The sequence below is a fragment of the Exiguobacterium sp. s140 genome (genome assembly GCF_018617035.1).
Lineage (GTDB): Bacteria > Bacillota > Bacilli > Exiguobacteriales > Exiguobacteriaceae > Exiguobacterium > Exiguobacterium profundum.
Genome location: NZ_JACSJK010000001.1, coordinates 365,778 through 387,335 on the forward strand (window position 1 = coordinate 365,778; position 21,558 = coordinate 387,335).

At 47.4% G+C, this 21,558-nt stretch carries 20 protein-coding genes; 19 read left to right on the plus strand and 1 reads right to left on the minus strand.

Features of this window, described 5'->3' with window-relative positions:
* Nucleotides 1-4 precede the first annotated feature (4 nt).
* From KNO61_RS01895 to KNO61_RS01970, 16 genes are all read left to right on the plus strand, one after another.
* Nucleotides 5-424 carry a hypothetical protein gene (locus tag KNO61_RS01895; RefSeq protein ID WP_078147158.1) on the plus strand — a complete coding sequence of 140 codons (420 nt, stop codon included), beginning with the start codon at nucleotides 5-7 and terminating at the stop codon, nucleotides 422-424.
* 120 nt (nucleotides 425-544) lie between these two features.
* Nucleotides 545-1,516, plus strand: a complete 972-nt coding sequence (locus tag KNO61_RS01900; RefSeq protein ID WP_074036604.1) for a PhoH family protein — start codon at nucleotides 545-547, stop codon at nucleotides 1,514-1,516.
* Between the two features lie 42 nt (nucleotides 1,517-1,558).
* Nucleotides 1,559-3,646, plus strand: a complete 2,088-nt coding sequence (locus KNO61_RS01905) for an HD family phosphohydrolase (protein ID WP_078147157.1) — start codon at nucleotides 1,559-1,561, stop codon at nucleotides 3,644-3,646.
* On the plus strand, nucleotides 3,624-4,100 hold the full coding sequence (gene ybeY, locus KNO61_RS01910; RefSeq protein WP_078147156.1) for an rRNA maturation RNase YbeY: 477 nt from the start codon (nucleotides 3,624-3,626) through the stop codon (nucleotides 4,098-4,100). Before KNO61_RS01905 ends, ybeY begins: the two co-directional genes overlap by 23 nt.
* Nucleotides 4,097-4,444 (plus strand): diacylglycerol kinase family protein, encoded by a 348-nt coding sequence (locus KNO61_RS01915; RefSeq protein ID WP_214757446.1) that lies wholly within the window; start codon nucleotides 4,097-4,099, stop codon nucleotides 4,442-4,444. Before ybeY ends, KNO61_RS01915 begins: the two co-directional genes overlap by 4 nt.
* A gap of 30 nt (nucleotides 4,445-4,474) precedes the next feature.
* A complete protein-coding gene (era, locus tag KNO61_RS01920) occupies nucleotides 4,475-5,383 on the plus strand; it encodes a GTPase Era (RefSeq protein WP_214757443.1) in 909 nt (302 codons plus the stop codon).
* Between the two features lie 3 nt (nucleotides 5,384-5,386).
* Complete coding sequence (recO, locus tag KNO61_RS01925) at nucleotides 5,387-6,136, plus strand: DNA repair protein RecO (protein ID WP_078147154.1); 750 nt, start codon at nucleotides 5,387-5,389, stop codon at nucleotides 6,134-6,136.
* A 294-nt stretch (nucleotides 6,137-6,430) separates the two neighbouring features.
* Nucleotides 6,431-7,324, plus strand: coding sequence for a glycine--tRNA ligase subunit alpha (gene glyQ, locus KNO61_RS01930; protein WP_196431848.1), 894 nt, complete (start codon nucleotides 6,431-6,433; stop codon nucleotides 7,322-7,324).
* Nucleotides 7,317-9,371 (plus strand): glycine--tRNA ligase subunit beta, encoded by a 2,055-nt coding sequence (gene glyS / locus KNO61_RS01935; RefSeq protein ID WP_214872556.1) that lies wholly within the window; start codon nucleotides 7,317-7,319, stop codon nucleotides 9,369-9,371. Before glyQ ends, glyS begins: the two co-directional genes overlap by 8 nt.
* 21 nt (nucleotides 9,372-9,392) lie before the next feature.
* On the plus strand, nucleotides 9,393-10,022 hold the full coding sequence (gene ccpN / locus KNO61_RS01940) for a transcriptional regulator CcpN (RefSeq protein WP_078147152.1): 630 nt from the start codon (nucleotides 9,393-9,395) through the stop codon (nucleotides 10,020-10,022).
* The gene (locus KNO61_RS01945; RefSeq protein ID WP_078147151.1) at nucleotides 10,009-10,851 is read left to right on the plus strand and encodes a pyruvate, water dikinase regulatory protein; all 843 of its coding nucleotides are present in this window, start codon (nucleotides 10,009-10,011) and stop codon (nucleotides 10,849-10,851) included. The genes ccpN and KNO61_RS01945 overlap by 14 nt, the downstream gene beginning before the upstream one ends.
* Nucleotides 10,852-10,977: 126 nt before the next feature.
* Nucleotides 10,978-12,789 carry a DNA primase gene (gene dnaG / locus KNO61_RS01950; protein ID WP_214872557.1) on the plus strand — a complete coding sequence of 604 codons (1,812 nt, stop codon included), beginning with the start codon at nucleotides 10,978-10,980 and terminating at the stop codon, nucleotides 12,787-12,789.
* Between the two features lie 35 nt (nucleotides 12,790-12,824).
* Entirely contained in the window at nucleotides 12,825-13,919 is a 1,095-nt protein-coding gene (gene rpoD / locus KNO61_RS01955; protein ID WP_012726640.1) for an RNA polymerase sigma factor RpoD, read from the plus strand.
* Nucleotides 13,920-14,051: 132 nt separating this feature from the next.
* The gene (cccA, locus tag KNO61_RS01960) at nucleotides 14,052-14,390 is read left to right on the plus strand and encodes a cytochrome c550 (RefSeq protein WP_012726639.1); all 339 of its coding nucleotides are present in this window, start codon (nucleotides 14,052-14,054) and stop codon (nucleotides 14,388-14,390) included.
* 95 nt (nucleotides 14,391-14,485) lie between these two features.
* The gene (locus KNO61_RS01965; protein WP_214684010.1) at nucleotides 14,486-15,202 is read left to right on the plus strand and encodes a tRNA (adenine(22)-N(1))-methyltransferase; all 717 of its coding nucleotides are present in this window, start codon (nucleotides 14,486-14,488) and stop codon (nucleotides 15,200-15,202) included.
* Complete coding sequence (locus KNO61_RS01970) at nucleotides 15,202-16,314, plus strand: Nif3-like dinuclear metal center hexameric protein (protein WP_214872558.1); 1,113 nt, start codon at nucleotides 15,202-15,204, stop codon at nucleotides 16,312-16,314. Before KNO61_RS01965 ends, KNO61_RS01970 begins: the two co-directional genes overlap by 1 nt.
* 42 nt (nucleotides 16,315-16,356) lie before the next feature.
* Here KNO61_RS01970 and KNO61_RS01975 read toward each other — a convergent pair whose 3' ends face one another.
* Complete coding sequence (locus KNO61_RS01975; protein ID WP_012726636.1) at nucleotides 16,357-17,310, minus strand: 4-hydroxy-3-methylbut-2-enyl diphosphate reductase; 954 nt, start codon at nucleotides 17,308-17,310, stop codon at nucleotides 16,357-16,359.
* 129 nt (nucleotides 17,311-17,439) lie between these two features.
* On the opposite strand from KNO61_RS01975, the gene KNO61_RS01980 reads away from it, so the two are divergent.
* The 3 genes from KNO61_RS01980 to KNO61_RS01990 all read left to right on the plus strand — a co-directional run bounded on the left by KNO61_RS01980 (nucleotide 17,440) and on the right by KNO61_RS01990 (nucleotide 21,534).
* On the plus strand, nucleotides 17,440-19,194 hold the full coding sequence (locus KNO61_RS01980) for a sensor histidine kinase (RefSeq protein WP_251024933.1): 1,755 nt from the start codon (nucleotides 17,440-17,442) through the stop codon (nucleotides 19,192-19,194).
* Nucleotides 19,191-20,129 carry a sugar ABC transporter substrate-binding protein gene (locus KNO61_RS01985; protein ID WP_078147145.1) on the plus strand — a complete coding sequence of 313 codons (939 nt, stop codon included), beginning with the start codon at nucleotides 19,191-19,193 and terminating at the stop codon, nucleotides 20,127-20,129. The genes KNO61_RS01980 and KNO61_RS01985 overlap by 4 nt, the downstream gene beginning before the upstream one ends.
* Before the next feature lie 61 nt (nucleotides 20,130-20,190).
* The gene (locus KNO61_RS01990) at nucleotides 20,191-21,534 is read left to right on the plus strand and encodes a DEAD/DEAH box helicase (protein WP_012726633.1); all 1,344 of its coding nucleotides are present in this window, start codon (nucleotides 20,191-20,193) and stop codon (nucleotides 21,532-21,534) included.
* Nucleotides 21,535-21,558 lie beyond the last annotated feature (24 nt).

Consider the following 21,558-nt stretch of genomic DNA (forward strand, 5'->3'; position numbering starts at 1 on the left):
TGATATGGATGGACTATGGGTACTCTTGTTAGCCGCCTTCGGAATTGCCTCGGCAGTGATGAAACGGCTCGAAAAATCATCGTCCTCTGGAGACCGTCCTCAAAGCAGTGAACTGAAACGCTATTTGGATTCGGTAGGGGACGTCATGAAAGAGATTGAAACGGCATTCGATGACTCGGACGAAAAACCAGCACCACAAAAGGTGAGGCGTCGAGTCGCTCGAACGGTAGAAGAACGACCGACTCCACGTGAACGTCAAGTCGAGATGCCGAAAGTGAGCGCGCAATTCGAACAAGCGGTTAAAATTCCACCGATTCAAAAGGAAAAGAAACCGAGACAACTGAACGTTTCACAAAAGCGAATGCGGGAAGCTGTCATTTGGAGTGAGGTATTACAACCTCCTATCTCGAAACGGAAGAAGTGAACGGAAGGCAGTGACGTCATGTTACTGCCTTTTGCGCGTGGAAATTACGCGGTCTTTCTTTCACGATAGGCGTGATAGTGCTAAAGTAAAAGAGGAATAACCGATTTTAATGAGGGGGCAATGCATCCATTGATTATGACTGATAAAATACCATTCGTCATGGAACATGCGAACGAAGCACAAGCTTTACTCGGACCGAAAGATGAAGTATTCCAGGCGATTGAAACAGAATTGAAAGTGGCACTCATCCCAAGGGGTGAGGAGTTGATTATTCAAGCCGATACACTTGAGGCTCTTGAATTAACGAAACAAGTGATCATCACCTTGCAGACGTTAGTGAAAAAAGGTGCACGTCTAAATGAAAGTGATGCCATTAGCGTCATCCAGCACATTCAAGTCGGAAAGGGAGATGAACTGCTCGAACATTATGAACGAGTTGTTTTTACGACGAATAAGGGGAAACCGATTCGTGCCAAGACAGTAGGTCAAAGCCGGTATGTTCGTGCGATTGAACGACGTGATCTCGTCTTTGGTATCGGACCAGCCGGAACAGGAAAGACGTACCTAGCTGTCGTACTTGCGGCGCGTGCCTTAAAAGAAGGGCAAGTCAAACGGATCATCTTGACGCGTCCTGCCGTTGAAGCGGGAGAGAACCTTGGATTTTTACCGGGAGATTTAAAAGAGAAAGTGGACCCGTATCTCCGCCCATTATACGACGCCCTATTTGATGTGTATGGCGTGGAACAGACGAACCGTTTGTTAGAACGGGGCACGATTGAAGTGGCTCCGCTCGCTTATATGCGTGGACGCACGTTAGAAGATGCGTTCGTCATCTTGGATGAGGCCCAGAATACAACAAAAGAACAGATGAAGATGTTTTTGACGCGACTCGGTTTTGGATCGAAAATGGTGGTCACAGGGGATTTGACCCAAGTCGATTTACCGAAAGGCAAGGCATCGGGGTTACAGGAAGCGTTACGCCTGTTAGAAGGTGTGGATGGTATTCATTTTGAACACTTCAGTGCGTCTGACGTCGTCCGTCATCCGCTCGTTAAGAAAATCATCAACGCCTATAGTACGGACCTCACTTAAATGTACGGGTGAGGTCACCAGATCGTGAAAGGGGGGGCACGAATGCAGCAAGCTAAAAACTGGACAGTCGCGACCATCTCGTTGATTTTCTTTCTCTTATTAGGCGCCATTCTATACTTTACCGTGCGCCCATCCATCATCAGTGTGGAACCGCTTGGGATTGCCGAACAGGATATTCGGTCTCCGATCACGGTTGAGGACCGTGTTGCGACCGAACGATTGAAACAAGAAGTGACAAATGGTGTCGGCAGTCAATTCTCCTTGAGAAAAGAATTTGCAGACCAACAAATCGCTAAAGTCGAGCAGTTGTTCGCAGCATTCGATCAGACGGATGAGGAGACTGAACTGGCGGACATTAAAAACCGTCTAAATTCTACAGAGGCGAACGGGGTATTAGCTGATGAAGAGTTGAATTCGCTTCTTGAAGCGAGTGAGGACACTCGACAAACGGTAGAAGATGTCACAGTCACTGCGTTACAACAAGTGATGGACGACCGGATTGAGACGAGTAATGAAGCGGTCGCTGCGGCTCGAGACCGAGCAGCAGCGATTATCGATCAATCGCCGCTCTCGTTTGAGTTCCGCGCCATTTCGAAAACGTTAAGCGATGAACTCATCGTACCGAACTATGTATTTGACTCTGAGGCGACCCGTCAAAAAGAACAAGAGGCCGTCGATGCTGTCGATCCTGTCATCATTCAAGAAGGACAGTTACTCGTCAGTCAAGGTGAGGTGGTGACTCGAGAGATATATCGGAAATTAGAGCTATCTGGAGCCATCGATCCGAATCGTTCCCTTGCACCATTATTCGGGTCATTCTTGCTCAGCGCATTGTTGACCGGTGGGTTTCTATTCATGCTCATCCGCTCGAAAATCAAAGACCTGTTACTGAGTCCGAAAATCTTAGTGACGGTCTATGGCTTGCTACTTTTACAACTCGGCGTCTTTTTTGGTGTCGGATATATCGGTGTCGATTTTACGACATATGCCTATATTTTAGCGCCGACAGCGTTCGTCGTATTGCTTCTACGCATCTTGATCGATGAACGAGTTGCGCTCGCCTCGGCCTTCATTACGATGATTGCCGGGAGTGTCGTTGTCACGTTCGGACAGAGCACGAATTTCATGACGCTCGTGTATGTGGCGACGGGTAGTTTTCTAGCTGTCTTTTTAGTTGAACCGAAAATTCAGCGGAAGCGACTATTCTTATCAGGGGTGTTGCTCGGTTTCGTCAACATCATCATGGTCATCGCGTTACTCTTACTTCGGAACGTGCAAGTTTCCTGGGAAATGGCGATGTATCTTTCTGGATTTGCCGTCATTAGCGCCTTGCTCTCCATTGTCTTGACGTTTGGCTTCCTGCCATTTTTGGAACCGTGGTTTGGCGTCTTGTCTTCTGGTCGACTTGTGGAATTGATGAGTCCGACGCATCCGCTGCTGCGGAAACTTTTAATGGAGGCACCTGGTACGTATCATCATAGTATGATGGTGGCGAACTTGGCAGAGTCCGCATGTGAGGCGATTGGCGCAGATGGTCTTCTCGCACGTGTCGCAAGCTATTATCACGATCTTGGGAAGACGGAGCGTCCCCTTCATTTCATTGAAAATCAACAAGGTGGAGGGAATCCTCATGATCGCTTGACGCCTGAAGAATCGGCAGACATTATTATGGCTCATCCTTATGACGGAGCGGATCTGTTGCGACGTTATAAGTTACCGAAAGAAATCATCGATATAGCAGAGCAGCATCACGGAACGTCTTTATTGAAATATTTCTACGTTAAAGCGAAGGAAGATCCTGATAAAGAGGTGTTAGAGTCTCGTTTCCGCTACCCAGGTCCAAAGCCACAATCGCGCGAGGCTGCCGTTGTCATGATCGTCGATTCAATCGAAGCGGCTGTCCGTTCGCAGAAACAACCGACGCCAGAAAAAATCCGAATGCTCGTTCGAACCATTATTCGTGACAAGTTGGCGGATGGGCAGTTCGAAGAATGTGAATTGACGACGAAAGAAATTTGGCGCGTCGGAGAGAGCGCGTGTGAGACGCTGACCGGCTTGTTCCACGAACGAATCGAATACCCAGAATTAAAGAAAGAGGGAGAATTACATGCAAATCATCTCGAACGATGAACATGAATTGTTAACTACATCTCAAATCGAGCTCGTCGAGTCGATTTTACAACATGCCGCCCAACTAGAAGAGGTGGAAGAGCCGAGCGAATTGTCGGTCACGTATTTAACAAATGCGGAAATCCATGAAGTGAACCGAGAATGGCGAGGCAAAGATGCCCCGACCGATGTCATCAGTTTCGCATTTGATGAGATGGGGGATGACGAGATGGATTTCATGCTCGATGAAGATGAGCCACATCTTCTCGGTGACCTCGTCATCTCGGTAGAACGTTGCCGAGAACAGGCAGCTGACTATGGTCATTCGTTTGAGCGGGAGCTCGGCTTTTTAGCAATTCATGGGTTTCTCCATCTGCTTGGGTATGATCATATGACATCTGAGGAAGAAGCGGAGATGACGGCAAGGCAAGAAGAAGTGCTCACTCATTTTGAGTTGAAGCGAGGCAACGTGTGAGACCGTTCCGTGTGGCATGTGAGGGAATCCTCCATGCCGTTCGTTCGGAACGGAACATGCGACTCCATCTCCTGTCGGCTTTTCTCGTATTCGTCTTTTCCATCTGGTTACAGCCGACAAGGCTCGAGATCGTCATCTTGTTCGGTTGGGTGATTGCCGTTATTAGCATGGAAATGATGAATACGGCAATCGAACGAACGGTTAATCTCGTGACAGAAGACGTCCATCCGCTCGCGAAGCAAGCAAAAGATGTTGCCGCAGGAGCCGTTTTAGTCGCTTCATTTGGTGCTGCCGTAACGGCGCTCATAATATTCGGTCCACGGCTATGGAACATGCTATACTAATAGTTCTGAAATTGAGAAAGCAGGTGCAATATGTATCAAGAAGATTTTAAATCCGGATTCGTCTCCATTATCGGGCGACCGAACGTTGGAAAATCGACATTCTTAAACCGTGTGATCGGACAAAAGATTGCCATCATGTCGGATAAACCACAAACGACACGAAATAAGGTGCAAGGTGTGTACACAACCGATGATTCCCAAATCATCTTCATCGATACACCAGGGATTCATAAACCGAAACACCGTCTTGGCGACTTCATGATGAAAGTGGCGACGAACGCATTACGCGAAGTTGATGCGATTCTCTTCATGGTGAACGTGACGGAACCGCGTGGAGCTGGCGACGACTTTATTATTGAGAAACTCAAAGGGCTCGACACACCGATTATTCTCGTCATGAACAAAATCGATTTAATCCATCCGGATGAACTTCCGAAAGTGATTGAACAATATACGAACGAATTGGATTTCGCGGCGTACGTCCCGATTTCGGCGCTACAAGGCAACAACGTCGAACCGCTCTTAGGTGAGATCAAGAAATTGTTACCGGAAGGACCGATGTATTATCCGGCCGATCAAGTGACGGACCACCCGGAGCGATTCATCATTTCGGAGATGATTCGTGAAAAAGTGTTGCATAAGACACGCGATGAAGTCCCTCACTCGATTGCTGTAGCCATTGAATCGATCAAGAAACGTGAGAACTCTGGGATGATTGATGTCGAAGCCGTGATCATGGTGGAGCGTGATTCGCAAAAAGGAATCATCATCGGAAAAAAAGGGGCTATGCTTCGTGAAATTGGAACAGACGCGCGCCATGATATCGAAGCGCTTCTCGGGACTAAAGTTTATTTGAACCTATGGGTAAAAGTGCAGAAAGACTGGCGTAACAAGATGGGTCAGCTTCGTGACCTCGGTTTCCGCGACGACGAGTATTGAGCCATGTTACAAAAAGTCACGGGAATCGTCGTTCGTACCGTTAATTATGGGGAATCGAATAAAGTCGTGACATTGTTTACAGAGGAACTTGGCAAAGTCGCGATCATGGCACGGGGCGCAAAGAAACCGGGTAGCCGGTTTCACGCATCGAGTCAGCCGTTTGTGGAAGGTGTCTATATCTTTCCGTCTAGCCGAGGACTCGCTCAGTTAAAATCATCTGACGTCATGACGTCTTATCCTGAAATCCGAAAAGATGTCGAACGGATGGCATATGCGATGTATTGGTTAGAACTTGTTGATCGATCTGTCGAGGATCGTGTCCAAAATCGTCCATTGTTTCGAATATTACGGGATGCCTTGCAGGCACTGAATGCGGGCATGGACGCAGATGTCATCACGCACTATGTTGAATTACGTATTTTGCATCTATTAGGCGTCGCCCCAGTCTTGACGGGATGTGTGCGCTGTGGAGATGTGACGGATCCCATGTACTTCTCTGTCGCGTCCGGTGGCTTTTTATGTGCGCGACATCCAGAAGAAGGTGTGATCCGGCTGTCCGAACGATTGGCGAAACTACTTTATTTGATGAGTAAGCACGAATTGTCAGAGTTTCGGAACGTTCCGCTATCGGATGAGTCCAGAGTCCTTTTGCGTCAGCTTTTTGATGCGTATATGGAATCGTATAGTGGACTACGATTGAAGACGAAGCGGGTGCTCGATCAAATGATTCGACTTCATCTGAATGAGGATTGACTTTTCATAGTGAATTCGATACGATGATGTACGATTAGACAAATGAAATAGCGTGCGCGACGAAGGAAAAAAGTAACTCTTCCTGTCATGAATGAAGCGAGTCCGGGGTGGTGTGAGCCGGGTGTCATGAGAAGAGCGAATGGCGATTCCAGAGCGCCCACATCTTTTAAGAGTGGTCCCATGATTGGGGCAAGTAGGGTGGAACCGCGGGAATCAATCCCGTCCCTATGTGCTAGGCACATAGGGGCGTTTTTTGTCGTTTCAATACTATTGGAGGTGTCATTAATGAAGCACATGACAGTGCAAGAAATCATTCTCACGCTACAAAACTTTTGGGCGTCAAAAGGTTGTTTGACGATGCAGGCGTACGATGTGGAAAAAGGGGCCGGGACGATGAACCCGATGACATTCCTCAGAAGCCTTGGGCCAGAACCGTGGAACGTCTGTTATACCGAACCGTCACGCCGTCCAGCTGACGGTCGTTACGGAGAAAACCCGAACCGTCTTTACCAGCACCATCAGTTTCAGGTGATCATGAAGCCGTCACCAAACAACATTCAAGAGTTGTACTTGGAGAGTCTTGAACTGATTGGCATCAATCCGCTTGAGCATGACATCCGTTTCGTCGAAGATAACTGGGAAAACCCGACATTCGGAGCAGCAGGTCTCGGTTGGGAAGTTTGGTTGAACGGAATGGAAATCACGCAGTTCACGTACTTCCAACAAGTCGGTGGAATCGAGTGTGACCCGATTGCCGTGGAAATCACATACGGACTTGAACGTCTCGCTTCATACATTCAAGAAGTAGAAAGTGTATTCGACCTTGTTTGGACGGACGGATTCAAATATGGTGACATCTTCTATCAACCAGAATTTGAACATTCGAAATATACGTTCGAACTGTCTGACGTCGACATGTTGTTCACGTTATTTGATACGTATGAGAAAGAAGCGAAGCGTGCGCTTGAAGAAAACCTTGTCTTCCCTGCATACGATTACATTCTAAAATGTTCGCATACGTTCAACTTGTTGGACGCGAAAGGCGCCATTTCTGTGACGGAACGTACCGGCTTCATCCAGCGTGTCCGGAACATGTCGCGTGCGTGTGCCGCTAAATTTATTGAAGAACGGGAACGCCTTGGATTCCCACTTTTGAAACAAGAGAAAGCAGGTGACTTGAATGCGTGACCTTCTGTTAGAGATTGGATTAGAGGAACTGCCAGCTCAATATGTCTTGCGTTCAGAGAAACAGTTGGCGGAACGTGTTGATGCGTTCTTAAAAGAGGCGCGTGTTGATTTTGGCTCAATCGAAGTGTACTCGACACCACGTCGTTTGGCTGTCATCGTTCGGGATGTGGCTGAAACGCAACAAGATTTGACAGAAACCCTTCGTGGACCTGCCAAAAAGATTGCACAAAATGCGGAAGGTAACTGGTCGAAAGCGGCACAAGGTTTTGCGCGTGGCCGCGGATTGACAGTAGAAGATCTCTATTTCGCAGAAGAAAAAGGAGTCGAGTACGTCTTCGCGGAACGCCATGAAAAGGGACAAGAGACGCTCTCGCTATTGAACGGTCTTGAAGATGTAGTCCGTAGCTTGACGTTCCCGAAAAACATGAAATGGGGAACGAGCAGCCTACGGTATATGCGCCCGATTCGTTGGTTGATCGCCCTCTTTGGTCAAGACATCATCGACTTCACAATCGAAGGTGTGAACACGAATAACGTAACGCGTGGGCATCGTTTCCTCAGTAAAGGGGACGTGGTCATCTCATCACCTGCCGAATATGTCCAGACATTAGAGTCTGCTTTTGTCATGGCGAACTACGAGATGCGTAAAGCTGAAATCGAACGTCAAATTCAAGAGCTTGCCACGAAACAAGGATGGACGATCCCACTTGATGCCGACTTGCTTGAGGAAGTGACAAACTTAGTCGAATGGCCGACCGCTCTCTTCGGGGAATTTGATGAAGCGTACCTCGACTTGCCTGAAGAAGTATTGATCACAACGATGAAAGAGCATCAACGTTATTTCCCGGTCTATCTCGACGGAACGTTGAAAAACTATTTTGTGACGGTACGAAACGGGAATGCCGAGCACCTTGAAAATGTAGCGCGCGGTAACGAGAAAGTCATTCGGGCCCGTCTTGCGGATGCCGTGTTCTTCTATGAAGAAGACAAAAAGACGAAAATCGATGATCAGCTCGGACGTCTCGATCGCATCGTCTTCCATGAAAAATTGGGAACGACTGGTGCGAAAGCGCGTCGTGTGACGAAAATCGCTCAGGAACTTGCACCGTTGTTCGAGGCAGACCTTGAAAAAGTAAGCCGTGCTGGTGCCATTCATAAATTTGATCTCGTGAGCCAGATGGTATACGAGTTCACAGAACTTCAAGGAATCATGGGTGAGAAATATGCACTCCAACAAGGTGAAGACAAGGAAGTGGCAGCGGCAATCCGTGAGCATTACATGCCACGCTTTGCTGGGGACGCTTCTCCAGAGACGGCAACGGGTGCCGTTCTTGCCCTTGCCGACAAATTAGACTCGATTGCAGCATTCTTTGGCATCGGGATGATTCCGAGCGGTTCACAAGACCCGTTCGCGCTTCGTCGCCAGGCCCAAGGTGTCGTTCAGATTCTTGGAGATTGGAAGATTGATCTCTCAATCGACACGTTGCTTTCAAAAGTTGTCGAATTACAACTGGAAGCAGGACTCTATGAAGCCGATAAAGAACAAGTTAAGGCACAACTAGATGAGTTCTTCAAATTGCGCTTGAAATATCGCCTGCAAGAACAGCAGGTTCGTTATGATGTGATTGACGCCGTATTGACGACCTCATTGACGGTTGTGCGACTCGATGCTCGCGCAGACGCGATTCAAGAATTTGTATCGACGGATGCGAAGGCGTTGATTGAGCAATTGTCGCGCGTCGTGAACATTTCGAAAAAAGGTGAAGCGGGAGATGTCGATCCTTCCTTGTTTGAGAACGATCATGAGATTGCATTGCATGATGCGATTGAACAGACCGCTCCTGCAACAGCCGAAGCTGTCGAGATGGGAGATTACAAGAAAGCGCTCGACCTTCTACAACAACTCGAATCACCGATTATGATGTACTTCGAACATACAATGGTTATGAGTGATGATGAGGCGGTCCGCAAAAACCGTCTCCATGAAATGAACCGACTTGCAACGACGATTAAGCGTGTCGCAGATTTCAACGCGCTCGTACTCTAAACAAACTAGAGGGGGTTGGCTATGCAACTGAATGAACGCCAACAAAAAATCGCCGAGATCGTGAAGGAGAACGGGCCGATCACAGGGGAACAAATCGCACAAGAGCTCTCATTGACACGTGCGACCCTGCGGCCTGACCTCGCTATTTTGACGATGACAGGCATACTTGAAGCTAGACCTCGTGTCGGCTACACGTTCGTTGGCAAACGGAATTCGTCGATGCTACGAGAAAAGTTAGATTCGCTGACCGTAGGCGACTTCATGTCTTCTGCGAAAGTCGTACGGGATGAGATGACGGTATATGATGCGATTGTCACGTTGTTCTTAGAAGATGTCGGCTCATTGTTCGTTGTCGGACGTGACCGGGAGTTAGTCGGAGTTTTATCTCGTAAAGACCTCCTTCGTGCGGCCATCGGAAATCAAGACTTAGACCAGTTACCCGTCAACGTCATCATGACCCGCATGCCGAACATTACAGTATGTGAGAAAACAGAAACGTTGATTCGAGCTGGGATGAAATTGATTGAGAAACAAATCGATGCCATGCCCGTCGTAGAAGAAAAAGATGGGAAATTGATTGTACTGGGCCGTATGACGAAGACCAATATGACGAAGGTGCTCATTGCGTTAGCGAACGATGAGTCGATCTGAGGAGGAAATCGAATTGACTACGAAACAACTCGTGTTCGTTGTAAGTGACTCGGTCGGAGAGACGTGTGAACTCGTCGTCCGCGCAGCGAGTATCCAATTCCACGAGAATGCGATCGAAACCCTTCGCATTCCGTTCGTCGAAGATGAGCAGACGATTATCGATGTCGTCACGCAAGCAAAAGCACAACAGGCCATCATTGCGTTCACGCTCGTTAATGAGGAACATCGCGCCCTTCTCATGCGACTTGGTAAAGCGCATCAAGTGAAAACGGTTGATTTGCTCGGAGATTTGCTCGATGTATTATCTAGCCAATTGAAAGAAGCGCCACGTGAAAAGCCGGGGCTCATCTATCGATTGGATGATGATTACTTCCGAAAAATCGAGGCGATGGAGTTTGCCGTCAAGTATGACGATGGTCGGGACCCACGTGGCCTGAAAAAAGCTGATATCGTGTTGGTCGGTGTTTCTCGAACGTCAAAGACGCCGCTATCTCAATATCTGGCACTGAAACGATATAAAGTCGCGAACGTGCCACTCGTTCCAGAATCGAGACCGCCTGAGGAATTGTTTGATTTGCCTGCTGAACGATGTGTCGGGTTGATCATCTCCCCGGAAAAGCTGATTTCAATCCGAATGGAACGTCTCAAATCGCTAGGTTTGAAGCCGGAAGCAGATTATGCGCAGCTAGAGCGAATCAATCGTGAACTCGAGTATGCGCGTGGTATTTATGAACGAATCGGTTGCGATGTCATCGATGTGACGAACAAAGCAGTTGAAGAAACGGCAGGGATCATCTTGCGTCATCTTGAACAGTCTAAAGATGATTGAATGAGTAAGTGTTTCAATTAGTAATCATTGCTTCAAGAGGGTATAATAGAGTATTGACAGTACAGTGAAACGGAACGTGATGAGCGTTCCGTTTCGTTGCGAGATTGGAAACAGGGAGTGGTCAACATGCCACGAATACCAGATGAAGTCATCGCAGAAGTGAAACAAGCGACCGATATCGTAGAATTGATTGGCGAACGTGTCGAATTAAAGAAACAAGGACACCGCCTTGTCGGATTATGTCCGTTTCATTCCGAAAACTCACCTTCTTTCTCCGTTTCACCTGAAAAAGGGATGTATCACTGTTTCGGTTGTGGCGCCGGCGGAAACGTATTTACGTTCGTGATGGAAACCGAGGGATTGTCGTTTCCTGAGACGGTCGAACGCTTGGCAACACGGGCGAATATTTCGGTAGACGGGATCCGAGGGGACGAGGAACTGACGCGAGAACAGGTATGGCGCAAACAGATGCGTGATGCGCATCGCCTTGTCGCTGACTTGTATCATGAAGTGTTGATGAAAACAGAAGCTGGAGAAGTGGGCTTAACGTATTTACGGGATCGTGATCTGGCTGAAGAGACGATTGCGCAATACAAGATCGGTTTTGCCCCAGACCAACGACGCTTTACTGTCGAGCTGTTGGAGCGGCGCGGGTTTGATTTAGAAGTAATGGTTGAGGCAGGTTTGATTTCAAAGTCGAAGTCCGGTGAATATTTTGACCGATTTGAAGGACGGGTCGTCTTTCCGATTGCGGATCGAGACGGCACCATCGTTGGCTTCAGTGGACGAGCGATTGATGATCGACAACCAAAATATGTGAATACGGCTGAGACGCCACTCTTCAATAAGAGCGAGTTATTGTTCGGCTTCTCTCAAGCCCGGGCGACGATGCGTAAGAAAAAGCGTGTCTTCCTCGTTGAAGGGAACGTTGACGTTTTACAAGTCGCGCAAGCGGGCACACAAGAAGTTGTGGCATCGCTCGGAACCGCGTTCTCTCCTCAACATGCGAGGGCGCTATCTCGAATCGTGGATGAAGTCATTATCTGTTATGACGGAGACCACGCGGGACAAGAAGCGACACAAAAAGTCATTCGCCTCTTAGAAGCGTCTCCACTCGATGTACAAGTTTTGCCACTACCGGAAAAGACGGACCCAGATGACTATATCCGTCAGCATGGGGCAACTCACTGGCAGCAGTTTATTGAAACTGAGCAGTTGAGTGTTCTCGATTTTATGAATCGCATGTACCGGCGAGGAAAAAACTTGAACCGAGAAGGAGAACGGATTCGCTTTATTGAATCTATGCTTGAAGAGATCGGGAAGACAAATGATTCGATTCGAAGAGATTTATATGTGAAGAAACTGTCGGATGAGTTTGAGATTCCGCTAGAGACGCTCCGTTCGAGAATTCCTCGTCCGACGTCAAGTGAATCAACTCCCAACCGTGCGATGGAACCTGTAGAGCCGGTACGGAAGCGTTCGAGTAAAACAGGTGAGCCTCGTTGGATGAAAGCCGAGAAGTACTTGTTGCGTGCGATGTTGACGGGACCGGAGCAGGTCCGTTTCGTACGCGACCGTTTAGGGCTTCGTTATCAAGATGAAACCCATCGTATGTTAGGGTCAGCATTGTATGAAATCGTATCCGATACGATGACACAGGATGAGTTTGATCAAATCACGCTTTCGTTCATGGAGCGTTATTGCGATCAACGCCCTGATTATGCGATGCGTTTTGCAGAGATCCGTCTGATGGCTGGACCGGATGAACTGTCTGAAGAGGTTTTAGACGAATACATTCGGGTGATAAACAGTTATGAGGAGCAACGTCAAATCGAGCGTGCAAAAAGGGAAATCGCTCAAGACGCCGAAAGTATTGTAGACCAGGCGTCCAAGCTACAAGAATTGATTGCCCGTAGTCGTCGTCTTCGAGAGCGATGATCGTGGATGAAGTTTGGAAGGAGTTGAACTGCTAGATGGCAGAGAAGAAGAAAGAGGATTTATTTAACGCCATAGAGGAACTTGAGAAGTTAGGTAAGAAAAAAGGCGTCGTCTCAATGCAAGCAATCCAAGATCGCCTTAGTCACTTCGAGGTGGATTCGGATTTCATCGATAACTTCATCGAAGATTTAGAGGCTAAAGATATCCGTGTCACAGAAGATGCTGCGGACGCAGAAGAAACACCTGCGAAAAAAGAGGATGAAGAAGTCGATTTGAACGACTTATCAGTACCTCCTGGAATCAAAATCAACGACCCGGTTCGGATGTATTTAAAAGAAATCGGACGTGTCGACCTTCTCAGTGCGAAAGATGAGACGGAGCTCGCTAAACGAATCGAGCAAGGGGACGAAGAAGCGAAAAAACGTCTCGCAGAAGCGAACCTACGTCTCGTCGTGTCGATTGCGAAGCGTTATGTCGGTCGTGGGATGCTCTTCCTTGATTTGATTCAAGAAGGGAACATGGGACTCATTAAAGCGGTCGAAAAATTCGACTACATGAAAGGGTTCAAATTCTCGACGTATGCGACGTGGTGGATTCGCCAAGCCATCACACGTGCGATTGCTGACCAAGCCCGTACGATTCGTATTCCTGTACACATGGTGGAAACAATCAACAAATTGATTCGTGTCCAACGTCAATTGCTTCAAGACCTCGGTCGCGAACCTTCTCCGGAAGAGATTGCCAAAGAGATGGAACTCACACCTGAGAAAGTCCGTGAAATTCTAAAGATTGCCCAAGAACCTGTTTCTTTAGAGACACCGATTGGGGAAGAAGACGATTCACATCTCGGTGACTTCATCGAAGACCAAGATGCGATGGCTCCTCAAGATGCGGCAGCCTATGAATTGTTGAAAGAGCAATTAGAAGACGTGTTGGATACGTTGACAGACCGTGAAGAGAACGTCCTTCGCCTGCGTTTCGGACTAGACGATGGCCGCACACGCACACTCGAAGAAGTTGGTAAAGTATTCGGTGTCACACGTGAGCGGATTCGTCAAATCGAGGCGAAAGCCCTTCGTAAATTGCGTCACCCGAGCCGTTCCAAACGCTTGAAAGACTTCCTCGATTAATTTCATATTTGAATAAAGTGTGAAGTTTTAGAAGAAAGGAAGGAAAATGAGTGATTTTCCTTCCTTCTTTATTATTTTTTGAGTAAAATAGTGTTGGATAGAAATTTGGAATGAACATGAGGGGGAACTACAATGCGTAATCCATTGTTACCGTTTGCGGCAATCGCAATCGTCGCAATTATTGCCATGGTATCATTATCGTATTTTGGGGTGAATCAGGCGCAACAAGCGGCTGAAGGTCCAGCAGTCACTGAAATGAACCCAGAAGAGTTGTATGCTGCGAAGGGTTGCACAGGTTGCCACGGCGGAAACCTTGAAGGTGGCGTCGGTCCAGCACTTACAGGTGTCGGCGATCGTCTTTCACCAGAAGAAATCGCAAACATCATCGTCAACGGTCAAGGTGCGATGCCAGCAGGTCTTGCATCCGCTGAAGAAGCTGAAGTGCTTGCGAACTGGTTGATTGAACAATAAGAGGTGACGCACTCCATGATGGGGTGCGTTTTTTGTTGTCGAACTGTAGAGAATTCGATACGCTAGGGAAGAAGTAGAACAAAGGAGTTGTCTGTATGCAAGAACGTGTCATGTTAGACCGACGATTGAAGCAGGTTGTCGATTATATCCCAAAAGGAAGTGTGCTCGCCGATATTGGTTCGGATCATGCGTATGTCCCATGCTATGCCTTTCAGCAAGGAATCATTTCAAAAGGAATCGCGGGTGAAGTGAACGTTGGGCCGATGGAAGCTGCGAGAGCACAAGTCGATTTGATTGGGGCAGGTGATACCATTGATGTACGCCTTGGCGATGGTCTTGCTGTCTTACAGCCCAATGAAGCGACGTGTATCTCGATTTGCGGGATGGGCGGCAGTTTGATTCGCTCCATTCTCGAAGCGGGTCAAGATAAGCTCGGTGCGGTCGAACGGCTCGTCCTTCAACCGAACGTTGATGGGCAACACGTACGAAGCTGGCTGCTTGAACATGGATATGTCCTTGTCGAAGAGGCAATTGTGGAAGAAAATGATAAGGTTTACGAAATCCTTGTCGGAGAAAAAGGAACTGAGTCCATTTATAGTGACGAGTCGGACGAGCGCATGTGGCAGTTGTTATTCGGTCCATATCTCGTTCAAGAGCGACCAGAAGCATTTAAACTCAAGTGGAGTCGTGAAGCTGATAAGCTCGATTATGTGCTTGGACAGATGGCAGCTGGCATTCAATCGGAAGCCTTGATTCAAAAACAAGTGGAGTTCAAACGGATGCGTGACAAGATGAGAGAGGTGAGTCAGTAATGGCGAACGGCAATCAAGTGATTCAATTGTTTGAGGAATTTGCACCGAAAAATTTGGCGGTCGAAGGGGATAAAATCGGCTTGCAGATTGGCTCGCTCAACAAAGAAGTCAAACGGGTCATGGTCACGCTTGATGTACTTGAATCGGTTGTGGATGAAGCGATTGAGAAACAGATCGATTTGATTATCGCGCATCATCCACCCATCTTTAGTCCGTTAGCTCAAGTCAATGACCGTTCCACGGCTGGGAAGATTACGATGAAATGTATTCAGCACGATATCGCGGTCTATGTCGCTCATACGAATTTAGACGTATGCAGCGGTGGTGTGAACGATTGGATGAGTGAGGCGATCGGTCTCCGCGATACGAAAGTACTCGTCCCGACCTATGAGGAGCCGGTCTATAAACTAAGTGTATTCGTTCCATCCACGCATGCGCATGACGTATCCCTGGCTCTAGGAAAAGCGGGTGCTGGACATATTGGTGACTATGCGGACTGTCAGTTCCGTGTTTCCGGAACGGGGCAATTCACTCCGCTCGAGGGGACAGATCCCTTCATCGGTCGCCCGCATGAAACGGAACAAGTGGACGAGGTGAAAATCGAAACGGTCGTTCGGGAGAGTCAGAAGAAGCGTGTACTAAAAGCAATGAAAGACGCCCATCCATATGAGGAAGTGGCGTATGACCTCATGCGCGATGAAATCGAGGGTCATGTATTTGGGCTAGGGCGAATCGGTCGACTTGAACAGGCCATGACACTTGAACAGTTTGCCGAACACGTGAAAACAAGCTTTGGGGTTGAGGGCGTGCGAGTTGTCGGAGACCCGGGGCGTTCGATTGAAAAAGTTGCCGTATTAGGTGGAGACGGGAATAAGTATGTGTCTACTGCGCATTTCAAAGGTGCAGATGCATATGTGACGGGTGATTTATATTTCCATGTGGCTCATGATGCGATGGCGCTTGGACTCGCAGTCGTAGACCCGGGACATCATGTCGAGAGTATCATGAAACAAGGTGTGATCGACGTGCTCAGCAAAAAGTTTGAAAAAGCGAAAATCAATGTCGACTTGATTCAATCTGTTGCCAACACGAATCCGTTTCAATTCAAGTAAAGCCTAAAAATCCCCCATCCTCTGAGAGAATGGGGGATTCCTTCACTTACGCAATGCTTTCACTTTCGGTAAGATACTCCGAAGTTCAAGAAATGGCGTTTTATCATGCGTGCTTAAATCGTCTGGGTCATATTGCGATAAAAAGTCGATGACTTTTTTCGTGATCGGTGTCGGGGTAGAGGCGCCCGACGTCACAGCGACGGTCTCCACGCCTTCGAGCCAATTCAAGTCAAGTTCACTCAAGTCACCGATCCGATAGGCATTTGTTCCGGCAATCTCTTTTGAAACTTGTGCTAAGCGATTGGAGTTATTTGATTTGGGATCTCCGACGACAATCAATAATTCGCAGTCTCCCGCTTGTTCAGCGACGGCTTCTTGACGAACTTGCGTCGCGTTACAGATTTCATTATGCACTTCCACGTGAGGATAACGGGCTTGAATCGTTTCAATTAATGCGGAAACGTCCCATTGACTCATCGTCGTCTGGTTCGTCACCAAAATTTTTCGTTCGAACAAGCGACTCGGCAACTGATCGATTTCATGTTCATATTGAATCAAATGAACATGGTCTGGTGCAACACCAATTGCACCCTCCGGTTCCGGATGCCCATGTTTTCCGATATAGATGACATCATATCCTTCTGCCGTTTTCTCACGAATCAAATCGTGTGTGACTAAGACGTCAGGACAAGAGGCGTCTACAATCGTCAATCCTTTCTCGATGGCACGTTTCCGGACGAGTGGTGAAATGCCGTGCGCCGTGAAGACGACCGTTCCTCGATCGATGGTTTCGAGCGCTTGCATGCGGTCTTCTCCATCAACGGTTTTGACACCGAGATCCTCAAACGCCTGCGTGACGTGACGGTTATGGACAATCATTCCAAGTATATGAATCGGGCGTGGCAAATCTGGATTTGCGACGGCCTCATTTGCGAGCTTCATGGCATCGACGACACCATAACAATATCCGCGTGGGCTAATTTTTTTAACTTTCATATGAAGACGAAGGCTCCTTTCGAAGTGCTTTCATACGTATTAGTCTAACATTGTTTCGAAAATACGAAAAGATTTGCGTGTATTCATGCTATAATTTTTAGGTTAGAGAGGAGGGACGCCGTGAATCGCATGAAACCATTGCGTGAACTAAGAAAATCGTACTTTTTCCAAATTACGTTCATCATCATCATTATTTTAGCACTTGTCATTTCATCACTTGCCTTCTCTGCTGACCGCGTCACGGTGTCTCGAGCAGAAGAATTGGCGAAAGAGCAATTTGATTACGCCATCGATGACAGTATTGAGAATGTGGAGTCCCAACTTGGGAAATTGTATGAGGATTTAGTTTACTTAGGCGCTTACGTTGGAAATGAGCCATGGATTGAAGAACGGATCCGAACAGGATATTTGAATCAACGCACGAGTTTTACGTCCATCTTTTATTATGATGTCAATCAAGACTCATTTAAATGGTACTCGGAGCGACAAGTCGCCTCTTCTGTATTGAAACGCGATCCGAAGTTTACGGAAGTATTGACTGCAAGTGGAAAAGAACTATATATGAGTGACCCTGTGATGATCAGTGGGGATATGGGAACTTTCCTATACGTTCCGGTCATCGAAGAGAACCGACCAATCGGTATTTTTGGGGGGAGCATTAGTGTCTTGAACTCTGACTTGTATCGTCGTTCGTTGGAATCTGCGAATGATGACATGATTCTATACTTGTTAGATGAGCAAGGCGAAGTGTTGACGACTTCGTTCAACTTGGTCACAGATGCAGAGCGTCGGATATCGCGTGAAGTCATCGACGAAGCATTAAATCGAAGCGAACGGACAATCTTGAGTACGGATGAAGATACGGTAATGTTTGAACCGGATGCAAGAGTCAGTGGATGGAGCATGCTCGCAAAACATCAAAATGACTCCGTCTATGAAACGGTCTACGACACGCGTTGGCAGTATTTGATGATTGCGCTCGTTACATTCTTCCTGAGCATTCTCGTTGGATTGTTGCTTTCCCGGACGTTAACGAATCCGCTTGTCGAGCTGGTCAATCAAATTAAACAACAACAATCGCTCGGAACGATCTCGTTGGAAAGAACCGGTTCGAAAGAAGTGGAGACGCTACTCGACACGTATAACGATTATGCACAACGGATGGAAACGTCACGACGTGAACAGTTGAGTCAGCAACAGTTGATTTTGCATCAAGAAAAATTAGCCTCACTCGGTCAATTGGCCGCGGGAATTGCCCATGAAATTCGAAATCCTCTAACTCCCGTCCACATCACGTTACAAATGGTGCGCGAGGGTCAAGGTAGCTCAGATATGGTGGATGTCGCCATCAAAGAACTGGAGCGGGCGAATGATTTGATTTCAACGATGTTGACGCTCGCCAAACCAGATCAGGCTGGTAAAAACGAAGATTGGATCAACATGTTAGACTTTGCGAAACGACTTGAATTTTTAATGGATGCCGAATGTTACAAACGACCGACAAAATGGGAATTACTTGTACCGAACGACATGCCTCCATTTTATGCATCCTTTGATATGCTCGTTCAAATCATCTACAACCTCTTCAAAAATGCGGTCGATGCCGTCGAATCAAAAGGGGCTGAAGGTAGTGTCGTCGTGACGGTCCTCTTTACGGAGCAGGAATATCGCTTCTTGATTGAAGATAACGGGATTGGCATGAGTGAGGAACAACTCAAGACAGTTGGTTCCGCCTTCAATACGACGAAGGAAAGTGGGAATGGTCTAGGGATCTATATGATTCAAGAGTACTTGAAGAGCGTTAACGGTGCGATGGAGATTGATAGTGTGATGAACAAGGGGACCGCGATTTTAATCAAAATCCCAAGGAGACAACCGTCATGAAAGGACTAAAACATTATTGGCTTTGGTTACCGGTCGTGTGGGCCATGACGATTCTCCTCATTACCTCGATTCAACTCCCAGAGCAAAAAACGAATGAAAAAGAAGTCGGATTTGTGTTTGTCAGTGATAAACATGAGCATGCGAATAAACTACTGGACTCGTTCGTGCATACAGCAAACCAAAAAGGGTTCATCCCGATTCCGACCACGAGTGAAGACTCGCGTGTCCTTGAAAAAGAAAAACTAGATTCATTGATTGACCGGGGTGTCGAGGCCATCTTTTTGACGACTCTCGATGACACGTTCATTCAACCCTCATTAGAACGCGCAAAACGAAAAAACATTCCGATTATTGCGATTGACCGTATGATTGATCATCCGAGTGTGCTCACATCCGTCGTTTCCGACAATGTCGATATCGGTCGGATGGCGGCCGAACAAATTGCTGCCAAGTATAGTGAGCTCGAACGTCCGATTCGCGTGGTCGAAGTGAGGGGGACGCCGAAAGTTCGCTCCACGATGGACCGAAGTCTTGGTATCCGAGAGTACGAAAAGCAACATGGCGACGATTTTCAGATCATTGCATCCATCACCGGGAACTATGACACATTCCAAGCTGAAATCGAGATGTCACGTTGGTTAGAAGAAAAGATTCCGTTTGATGCAATCTTTTCACACAATGACGATAATACGTTTGGTGTCGTCCGGGCTTTAGAAAGTCATGGTTTGACGGACAAGACGATCGTTTCGGTCGACGGGATTTCAGATATCTATCCGCTCATTCAAAATGGGAAGGTCAATGCCACTGTCGTGCAGTCACCGAACGAGATGATGGAAGTCGGCTTCAAAGCACTCGAACAACATTTAAATGGAAAGAAAATTGCCAAACACTATTATTCATCGAGTTATTTATATGAAGGTGTGGCAAAAGATTGATTGACAAATCATTTGATTCCGCTATGCTAGGAAAAGTGGAAAGAAACAGGAGGTGTATCGATTGAACAGCTTCCAACAGTTCAAATTGCTACCGTTTATGGTTGATGCGTTAACCGAAAAGCGCATTACGAAACCGACCGATATACAAGCCCGAATTATTCCGGCTGCCTTGAATGGTCGAGATATTATTGGAAAATCACAGACAGGAACGGGTAAAACACTTGCGTTCTTGTTACCGATCGTTGAAGCGATCAACCCAGAAGATGCTTCAGTTCAAGCAATCGTCGTCGCACCGACACGCGAACTCGCTTGGCAGATTCATGAAGAATTGAAATCGATTCTTATTAAAAACCCAGATTACATCAAATCGAGTTTGATTGTCGGAGGGACAGACCGCGAACGTCAGATCGATAAGATGAAAAATCCACCACAGTTGATCATCGGGACACCGGGACGAATCCTTGATCTCATGAAAGCACAGGCGTTATTCCCGCACAAAGTGACACACTTTGTCGTCGATGAAGCCGATCAAATGCTCGATATGGGATTCTTGCCCGAGGTCGACCGCATCGCACAGGCGCTTCCTGAAAAACTACAAACGATGGTCTTCTCAGCGACGATTCCTGAGAACCTTGAACCGTTCTTGAAGAAGTACCTTCATGACCCACGCTTTGCAGAGGCGAGCCCAGAACATCGCGTCGCACCAAAAATCAAGCACCACGTGATTCCAGTACGTCACCGTGACCGTAAAGAATTGACTGTCGAAATTGCGAAAGCAATCAATCCATTCGTTTGTCTCGTGTTCACCAATACGAAACAAGAGGCAGATGAGTTGGAGACGTCGTTCCGCGAAGCAGGTCTAAACGTCGGTACGTTGCATGGTGACATGCAGGCACGTCGCCGCAAACAAGCCATCAAGGACATCAATGATGCGAAATATCAGTATGTGATTGCTACGGATTTAGCGGCTCGCGGTATCGATATTTCAGGAGTCTCTCACGTCATCAACCACGGGATTCCGAAAGACCTTGATTTCTATACGCACCGTGTCGGTCGTACGGGACGTGCGGGCGCATCAGGTGAGGCGTACACACTATATGAGGACCATGAGAATGGACCAATCAACAGACTTGAAGAACGTGGGTTCGAATTCACTCATGTGGACTTGCGCAACGGTTCGATTCAACCGATCAAGACACGTCGTCGTCGCCAAACAGATCGGAAGATGAAGGTCTCACACACGGCTCATAGTCGGATGGCCGGTGAAATCAAGAAGGCGAAGAAGAAAGTGAAGCCTGGCTATAAGAAGAAATTCAAGTATAAGTTGAAAGAGACGGCATCACGTGAGCATATGCAACAGCAACGCTCGGATCGCCGTGCAGCACGTAAGAAAAATAAACGATAATGTTTGGGAGAATCGACTTCTTGG